Annotated in this window: 5 protein-coding genes; all 5 read right to left on the reverse strand. The window is 69.6% G+C overall.

Features of this window, described 5'->3' with window-relative positions:
* Positions 1-95 precede the first annotated feature (95 nt).
* The gene (locus tag ACYVD5_RS10115) at positions 96-1,307 is read right to left on the reverse strand and encodes a nitrate/nitrite transporter (RefSeq protein WP_461000686.1); all 1,212 of its coding nucleotides are present in this window, start codon (positions 1,305-1,307) and stop codon (positions 96-98) included.
* A 105-nt stretch (positions 1,308-1,412) separates the two neighbouring features.
* A complete protein-coding gene (gene narI / locus ACYVD5_RS10120; protein WP_461000687.1) occupies positions 1,413-2,156 on the reverse strand; it encodes a respiratory nitrate reductase subunit gamma in 744 nt (247 codons plus the stop codon).
* On the reverse strand, positions 2,153-2,812 hold the full coding sequence (gene narJ, locus ACYVD5_RS10125; protein ID WP_461000688.1) for a nitrate reductase molybdenum cofactor assembly chaperone: 660 nt from the start codon (positions 2,810-2,812) through the stop codon (positions 2,153-2,155). Before narJ ends, narI begins: the two co-directional genes overlap by 4 nt.
* Positions 2,809-4,527, reverse strand: coding sequence for a nitrate reductase subunit beta (gene narH, locus ACYVD5_RS10130; protein WP_461000689.1), 1,719 nt, complete (start codon positions 4,525-4,527; stop codon positions 2,809-2,811). The genes narJ and narH overlap by 4 nt, the downstream gene beginning before the upstream one ends.
* Complete coding sequence (locus ACYVD5_RS10135; RefSeq protein WP_461000706.1) at positions 4,527-8,228, reverse strand: nitrate reductase subunit alpha; 3,702 nt, start codon at positions 8,226-8,228, stop codon at positions 4,527-4,529. Before ACYVD5_RS10135 ends, narH begins: the two co-directional genes overlap by 1 nt.
* Positions 8,229-8,634 lie beyond the last annotated feature (406 nt).

Here is an 8,634-nt window from a genome sequence, read left to right on the forward strand (position 1 = left end):
ACCTCGCCTCCGGTCGGCCGAGCGCCGTCGTCGCTCCAGTGCTTCACTACCCGGTTCCAGGCCTCGACCTGGATCGGTGTACGAGTCGCGGTTCCTCAGACGCTGGACACCCGGCCCTGCACGCCGCGGAATGCGCGGGTGGTGTACAGCGCCACGGCCAGCGCCGCGCAGGCCAGCAGGATGAACCCGATGGTGTAGGCACCGGTCAATTCCAGCACGGCCCCCATCACCATGGGCGGGAAGTAGCCGCCGAGCCCGCCGGCGGCTCCCACCATGCCCGTGACCGTGCCGACGCGCGCGGGCTCCACGAGCCGGGCGACGAGCGCGAAGACACCGCCGGTACCTAGTCCCAGAGCCAGTGCCATCAGCACGAAGACGGTCCCGGCGGGAATCTCCACGGGAGGCTGGAAGGCCAGGGCGACGGCCATGACGGCGGTGCCGACGAAAGAGATCTGGCAAACCCGAACGGGACCGATCCGGTCCGACAGCACCCCGCCCAGGGGGCGGGCGAGGACGGCCGTGAGCGAGAATCCCGCCGTTCGCAGCCCGGCTTCGGTCTGGGCGAAATCGTAAGCGGTGTTCAGCAGGGTCGGCAGATATGTGGAGAACGCCACGAATCCGCCGAAGGCGATCGCGTACAGCAGCATGTTCTGCCAGGTGGCCTTGATGCCGAGCGCCTCTTTCATCCGCGGTAGCACCGGAGCAGCGCTGGGCCGCCACTGTGGCGGGTTGCTGCTGAAGAGGAGCATGACGATCCCCATCGCGGCCAGGGCCGCGGCCATGCAGACGTGGGTCGCCGCGATTCCGAGCATCTCGGCGAGGTAGGGAGTGAAAAACGCCGACAGTGCGGTGCCGCCCATGCCGGCGCCGAAGACGCCGGTGGCGAAGCCGCGCCGCTCGGGTCGGTGCCACGCCCCCACGAAGGGGATGCCCACGGCGAACGAGGTCCCCGCCACCCCCAGGATGAAGCCTAGTCCCAGCAGCGCCGTGAACGAATCCCCGAGGAATCCGAGCAGCAGGACGGGCAGGATGGTGATGAAGCAGATCGCGGCCATCATCAGCCGCCCGCCGTAGCGGTCGGTGAGGGCGCCCACGGGTATGCGCCCCAGCGAGCCGACCAGTACGGGGAAGGCGATCAGCACCGATGTCTGGGTCGGTGTCAGATCCAGCCGCTGGCTATAGGCCGGTGCCAGCGGTCCGACCAGGTTCCAGGCCCAGAACAGCAGGGTGAACGCGGCTGTGGCCAGCGCGAGGTTCGCCCCGGCCGAGCCTCCTGGGGAAGCGGACCGCCCCGCTTCGGTACTCATCGTCGTCTACCTCCGGGTCGTTCGTCGCCGGGCGCGGCCAGAAGAGGGGCCGGGCTCGCCGGGAGCCCGCGGCCACCGGCCGGTGAGCGTGGCCGCGCAAGGTGTTCATCGGCGGTACCGTGCGCCCACGCGGTCCCAGCCGCGGCGCGGAGCCTGGCCGCCGAGTCGCTGATCGCGGCTGCGGTAGACGATGTAGGGGCGCCACAGGTAGCCGATGGGCACGCTGAACACGTGCACGAGCCGGGTGAAGGGCCACAGCGCGAACAGCAGCATCGCCGTCAGCCCGTGGGCCTGGAATGTGAACGGGGCTTGGGCCATCAGCTCGGGGTGCAGGTCGAAGAGGAAGATCCCGCGAAACCACACCGAGACCCCGTCGCGATAGTCGTAGTGGTCAATGATGTTGCCGACCACGGTGTTGGCCAGCCCCAGCAGGATCACCACCGCCAGGACTAGGTACATCAACTTGTCCATGCGCGTGGTGGCGCTGAAGACCGGGCCGACGGTGCGGCGCCGGTAGATGAGGATGGCCATGCCCACGACGGTGCAGAAGCCGGCCACCGCCCCGATGCCCACGGCCATAACGTGGTACAGCGTTTCGGAGACGCCGACCGCCGCGGTCCAGCTCTTGGGGATGCCCAATCCCATGACGTGGCCGAGGAACACCGCCAGGATGCCGAAGTGGAACAGCGGACTGCCCCAGCGCAGCAGGCGGCTCTCATACAGCTGGGAGGAGAGGGTGGTCCAGCCGAACTTGTCGTAGCGGTAGCGCCAGTAGTGGCCGACGATGAAGACCGCCAGGCAGGCGTAGGGGACGACGACCCACAGGACGAGGTCGAGCGTGGTGGTCATGAGCGCGCTTCCATGTCGTGCGGCGGTCCGAACGGTTCGAGGCCGACCTCCTCGCCCGGCGGCCCTTCGGCGGCCAGGCGGGCCACGGCGTCGCGCAGGCGCTCGGTCAGCGGCGGCAGGGTGGCGCTCACGGCCGACAGCGCGCCCGCATACGGCGATCCGTCGTCGATGAGGGCCAGGTGCAGCAGCTCCAGTCCCGCCCGGTGCTGGACGAGCAGGCGCCCGCCCGCATCGGGGTCGACGGTGGCGGCGAACTCCAGCACGACGCACAGGTGGTCGGGAAGTTCCTCAGCGTCGAGGTCGAAGCCCGAGGCGCGGTAGGCGTGGGTGAATCCGAGCAGGGCGGTACCGCGCTTGCGGGTGTCGCCGTAGGCGTAATAGGTCAGGTACAGGCAGGAGCGGCGGCGCAGGTCGAACGTTTCCACGTACTCCTCGGCCAGGCTCGGCCGCGGTGTCCGCTCCAGGTGCTCCAGCGTCCCGCCGAGGTGCCCGCGCACGGGTGCGGGCAGCTCCGCCGCCGCGGTACGCAGCTTCGGGAGATCGGCGACGAGCCCCTCATCGGGGTAGTCTAGTACCAGAGCGGCGATCCGATGGGTCAGCGCACGCTGGCGCTGGGAGATCGGCTGGCGGCGCAGGGCACGCAGGATGCGGCTCATGGCTTGGGGGCCGTCTCGCCGCCGGGGTCGGTGCCGTCCATGCGCTCCAGGGCGCCGCGCGCATTGCCGGGCTCGGGCGGGAACAGTCCTTCGGGGCGCCCCTTGCCGTCCCAGTTGAGCAGGTTGACGCGTTTCTCCTTGTCCTCGGGGTCGGCGAGGGTGTTGGTGGTCTGGCGCTGCTTGAGCGCCTGGAAGTTCTCCACGGCGATCGGTGTCGTTCCTCCGGAGCCCTCGCCGAAGGGGCCCCAGCCCCCCATTCCAGGACCGCCCTCGTAGTCGAGGCTGCATTCGGTGGCGAGCTCCTCCAGGCTGTGCGCCTCCTCGGCGTGGACGGGCGGGATGACGTAGCGTTCCTCGTACTTGGCCAGCGCGAGCAGCCGGTACATGTCGTAGATCTGCTCGCCCTCCATGCCGACGGCGGCGGGGATGGACTCGTCGGGCTCGCGGCCGAGGTTGATGTCGCGCATGTAGGAGCGCATCGCGGCCAGGCGCTTGAGCACGGCGGTGACCGGGGCCGTGTCTCCCGCGGTGAACAGCTCGGCGAGGTACTCCACCGGGATGCGCAGGTGCTCGATGGCCGCGAAGAGGTTGTCGCTGTTCTCGCCGTCCTCTCCGGTGTCGGAGACGACGTCGACGACCGGCGACAGCGGCGGGATGTACCAGACCATGGGCATGGTGCGGTACTCCGGATGCAGCGGCAGCGCCACCTCGTAGCGGTTGATCAGCGACCAGATGGGCGAGCGCTGGGCGGCCTCGACCCAGTCGTGGGGAATGCCGGCGTGCTCGGCCTCGCGGATCACCTCGGGGTCGTTCGGATCCAGCAGGACGCTGCGCTGGGCGTCGAGCAGCTCGTGTTCGTCCTCGACGGAGGCCGCCTCGAGGACCGCGTCGGCGTCGTAGAGCACCAGGCCGATGTAGCGCAGTCGCCCCACGCAGGTCTCGGCGCACACGGTGGGCAGCCCCACCTCGATCCGGGGGAAGCAGAAGGTGCACTTCTCGGCTTTTCCGGTGCGGTGGTTGAAGTAGATCTTCTTGTAGGGGCAGCCGGTGACGCATTTGCGCCAGCCGCGGCAGGTGTCCTGGTCGACCAGGACGATGCCGTCCTCACTGCGCTTGTAGATGGCCCCCGAGGGGCAGGACGCGGCGCACGAAGGGTTGAGGCAGTGCTCGCAGATCCGGGGGAGGTAGAACATGAAGGTCTGCTCGAATTCGAGCTTGACCTTGTCCGAGACCTTCTGCAGCACCGGATCCGCCGGTGCGAGCTCGGTACTGCCCGCCAGATCGTCGTCCCAGTTGGCGCTCCAGGAGATGCTCATCTCCTTGCCTGTGATCAGCGACTTCGGCCGGGCGACCGGGGTGTGCTCCTGCAAGGGGGCGTTGGTCAGGGTCTCGTAGTCGTAGGTCCAGGGCTCGTAGTAGTCCTGGATGGAGGGCATCTTGGGGCTGGAGAAGATGGTCATGAGGTTCTTCAGCCGGCTCCCCGACTTGAGCTTGAGCCGGCCCCGCTTGTCCAGCTTCCAGCCGCCCTGCCAGCGTTCCTGGTCCTCATAGGTGCGGGGGTAGCCCTGCCCGGGGCGGGTCTCGACGTTGTTGAACCAGACGTACTCCATGCCGCTGCGGTTGGTCCACGTCTGCTTGCACGTGACCGAGCACGTGTGGCAGCCGATGCACTTGTCGAGGTTCATCACCATCGCCATTTGGGCCATGACGCGCATCAGTACTGCACCTCCTGGGAGCGCCGGCGGATCACGGTCACCTCGTCGCGCTGGTTGCCGGTGGGGCCGAGGTAGTTGAAGGCGAAGGAGAGCTGGGCGTAGCCGCCGATGAGGTGGCTCGGCTTGATGAGCAGGCGCGTGGCGGAGTTGTGGATCCCGCCGCGCTTGCCCGAGGTCTCCGATCTGGGGACGTCGATCAGTCGGTCCTGGGCGTGGTACATGTACACGGTCCCCTCGGGCATCCGGTGCGAGACGATCGCGCGGGCCACCACCACGCCGTTGCGGTTGACCGCCTCGATCCACTCGTTGTCGGACACCCCGACCTTGGCGGCGTCGGCCACGCTCATCCAGATCGTCGGCCCGCCGCGGGACAGGCTCAGCATCAGCAAGTTGTCCTGGTACTCGGAGTGGATCGACCACTTGTTGTGCGGGGTCAGATACCGCACGGTGACGCCGAGCTCGCCGGTGTGGCCGAGTGGGGGCTCGTCGAACAGGGCGGTCATGTCCAGCGGCGGCCGGTAAACGGGCAGGCACTCTCCCATTTCAGCCATCCAGTCGTGGTCGAGGAACAGGTGTTGGCGTCCGGTCAGGGTGTGCCAGGGCTTATCGCGCTCGACGTTGACGGTGAACGGGGAGTAGCGGCGTCCTCCGCTCTCGCTGCCGGACCACTCGGGTGAGGTGATGACGGGGACCGGTGCGGCCTGGACGTCGGCGAAGGTGATCTGCTTGCCTTCGTGCTCGGCGGCGAGGTCGGCCATCGGGGTTCCGGTGCGCTCTTCCAGGGCGCGGAACCCTTGGGTGGCCAGGTGCCCGTTGGTGGTTCCCGACAGCGCCAGGATCGCTTCGCACATGTGGACGTCGCGAGACAGGGCCGGGCGCCCGTCGGCCGGACCGCCGCGCACGGTCCCGTTCTTGCGGGCGAGGTAGTCCACCTCCCGGGTGACGTCGAAGGTCACGCCCTTGGTGGTCGCTCCCGCCCGCTCCAGCAGCGGGCCGAGCGCCCCCATTTTGGCGGCGACAGCGGGGTAGTCCCGCTCGACCTCCACGAGCTTGGGCATGGTCGATCCGGGGACCGGCTCGCATTCGCCGGTCTTCCAGTCGCGCACCCGCCCGTGCGGGGTGGCCAGCTCGTCGGGCGTGTCGTGGGCTAGCGGCGCCGCGACGACGTCCGTGCGCACCCCTAGATGGTCCGCCGCCAGCCGGCTGAAGGCGCGCCCGAGGGCGGCGAAGGCGGCGAAGTCGGTGCGCGTCTGCCACGGCGGCGCGATGGCCGGGTTGAACGGGTGCACGAAGGGGTGCATGTCGGTGGTGTTGAGATCGTGCTTCTCGTACCAGGTAGCCGCCGGCAGCACGATGTCGGAGAAGACGGTGGTGCTGGTCATCCGGAAGTCCAGTGACAGCAGCAGGTCGAGCTTGCCGACCGGGGCCTCGTCGCGCCAGACGACGTCGGCCGAGCGCGCCTCGGGCGCAGTCTCCTCGGCCCGCACGGAGGCGTCCGTGCCCAGCAGGTGCTTGAGGAAGTACTCGTTGCCCTTGGCCGAGCAGCCGAACAGGTTGGCGCGCCACACGGTCAGCACCCGCGGGAAGTTCTTCGGGGCGTCGGGGTCCTCGCAGGCGAACCGCAGCCGGCCCGCCTTGAGCTCCTGCGGGACGTACTTCGAAACCGGGAGGCCGGCTTTCTCGGCGTCGTCGGCGAGCTGCAGCGGGTTGCGGTCGAAGGTCGGGTAGGAGGGCATCCACCCCAGGCGTGCGGACTGGGCGATCACGTCGGCGGTGGACTTGCCCGAGAGCGCGCCCCGGCTGTCGGCCGCGGCGAGGGTGTCGGCGCCGAAGGCGTCGTAGCGGAACTGATCGGTGTGCAGGTACCAGTACGCGGTCTGCACCATCTGGCGCGGTGGGCGCGACCAGTCCAGTGCCGCGGCGAGTTGGGTGTAGCCGGTGACGGGGCGCACCTTCTCCTGGCCGACGTAGTGCGCCCAGCCGCCGCCGTTGACACCCTGGCAGCCGGTCAGCGTCGTCAGGGTGAGGAAGGCCCGGTAGATCGTGTCGGAGTGGAACCAGTGGTTGGTTCCCGCACCCATGATGATCATCGAGCGGCCGCGGGACTCCTCGGCGTTGGCGGCGAACTCGCGGCCGATGCGCTCGGCCTTGTCGGCCGCGACTCCGGTCAGGGCCTCCTGCCAGGCCGGGGTGCAGGGCTGGCTGGGGTCGTCGTAGCCGCTGGGCCAGGTGCCCGGTAGCCCGTCGCGGCCGACGCCGTACTGGGCCAGCAGCAGGTCGTAGACCGTGGTGACGAGGTGCCCGCCGACCTCGCGCACGGGCACGCCGCGGTGTGTCGTCTCTGCGCCGCCGCTGGGGCCGTCGAAACGGGGCAGGGTCAGGGGCGCCGTCTCACCGCCCTCGCGGTAGAGGCTGAGCAGCGGCGTGGTGTCGCCGAGAGCGAGGTTCCACTTGCCGGCGCCCTCGTCGCCGTAGCGGAAGCCCAGCGAGCCGTTGGGCACGACGGGATCGCCGGTACGCTGGTCGATCAGCACGGTCTTGAACGCAGCGTGCTCGCTGCTCTGCGTGTTCTCGCCAGCGCCCTCACCGGTTCCGCCGGCGCCGTCGAGGTCGGCGGCGGTGAGGAACTTGCCCGGCCGGTAGGAGTCGCCCTCGCGATCGAGGCGCACCAGGAACGGCAGGTCGGTGTAGCGCTTGACGTAGTCGTCGAAGTAGGGCGTGTTTCGGTCGACGAAGAACTCCTTGAGCACCACGTGGCCCATTGCCATGGCCAGGGCCCCGTCGGTGCCGGGCTGGGCTGGCAGCCACTCGTCGGCGAACTTGGTGCTATCGGCGAAATCCGGGGAGACGACCACCACCTTCTGTCCCCGGTAGCGCGCCTCGGCCATCCAGTGCGCATCCGGGGTGCGGGTGACCGGAACGTTGGATCCCCACATGATCAGGTATCCCGCGTCCCACCAGTCGCCAGATTCGGGCACGTCGGTCTGGTCGCCGAAGACCTGCGGCGAGGCGACGGGCAGGTCGGCGTACCAGTCGTAGAACGAGAGCATCGCCCCGCCGATGAGCGAGTAGAAGCGGGAGCCGGCCGCCTGGGAGACCATCGACATCGCCGGGATGGGCGAGAAGCCGGCGAGCCGGTCGGGGCCGAACTCCTTGACGGTGTGCACGTGGGCGGCGGCGGCCATCTCCACCGCCTCCTCCCAGGTGGCGCGCACCAGTCCGCCTTTGCCGCGGGCGGCCTTGTAGCGGTGGGACCGCTCGGGATCGGAGACGATGTCGGCCCAGGCCAGGACCGGGTCGCCGGTGCGCTGTTTGGCCTCGCGGTACATCTGGAGCAGCAGCCCGCGCACGTAGGGGTAGCGCACCCGGGTCGGCGAGTAGGTGTACCAGGAGAACGCCGCTCCCCGGGGGCAGCCGCGCGGCTCGTACTCGGGCCGGTCCGGGCCCACGGAGGGGTAGTCGGTCTGCTGGCCCTCCCAGGTGATGATCCCGTCTTTGACGTAGACCTTCCAGGAGCAGGAGCCGGTGCAGTTGACCCCGTGTGTGGAGCGCACCACCTTGTCGTGGCTCCACCGGTCCCGGTAGAAGGTGTCGGCGTCGCGGCCGCCGGCGCGGTGGGCCGTGCGCAGGTCCGCCGAGATTTCGCGGGGGCGCAGGAACCGCCGGGTCCGCAGGAGGGCTTCGGTGACCGGGCCGTCCAACCCCGGGTCGGTCCCGCTCTCGGTGCCGCGCCCGGCTTCGCCGTCCGACTGCTTCGTCACGTAGAACCCCTTCTGCGTCGCCTGAACCGCTGCCCGCCGCACGGCGGGAGTCGTCCCCGGCGCGGCCATCCGGCCGACCTCTGCAACGTCACCAGCTCGCGGCACCGGATCCCAGGGTCGATCGTCCGTGTCGGCAAGACGAAGGTCCCGGAGCCGCGCCGGGAGCTGTGCAGGTGGGGTTGCGACGACGCGGCGACGCCGTTTCGGGGCAGGCGTCGACGGACCGACGGGGGCAGAGCGGGCGGCGACCGGGCACACAGCGGACCGACCACCTCGAAGGCCGGGGGGGGTGCTTCTATGGGATTGTCAAGCCGCCCGGGCCACCGGCGGTTGGTAGAACGTCCCG

Source organism: Streptomonospora sediminis, assembly GCF_054778995.1.

Coding starts and splice junctions, on each gene's coding strand:
- ACYVD5_RS10115 (WP_461000686.1), bottom strand. CDS start 1,307: ATGAGTACCGAAGCGGGGCGGTCCGCTTCCCCAGGAGGCTCGGCCGGG.
- narJ (WP_461000688.1), bottom strand. CDS start 2,812: ATGAGCCGCATCCTGCGTGCCCTGCGCCGCCAGCCGATCTCCCAGCGC.
- narH (WP_461000689.1), bottom strand. CDS start 4,527: ATGCGCGTCATGGCCCAAATGGCGATGGTGATGAACCTCGACAAGTGC.
- narI (WP_461000687.1), bottom strand. CDS start 2,156: ATGACCACCACGCTCGACCTCGTCCTGTGGGTCGTCGTCCCCTACGCC.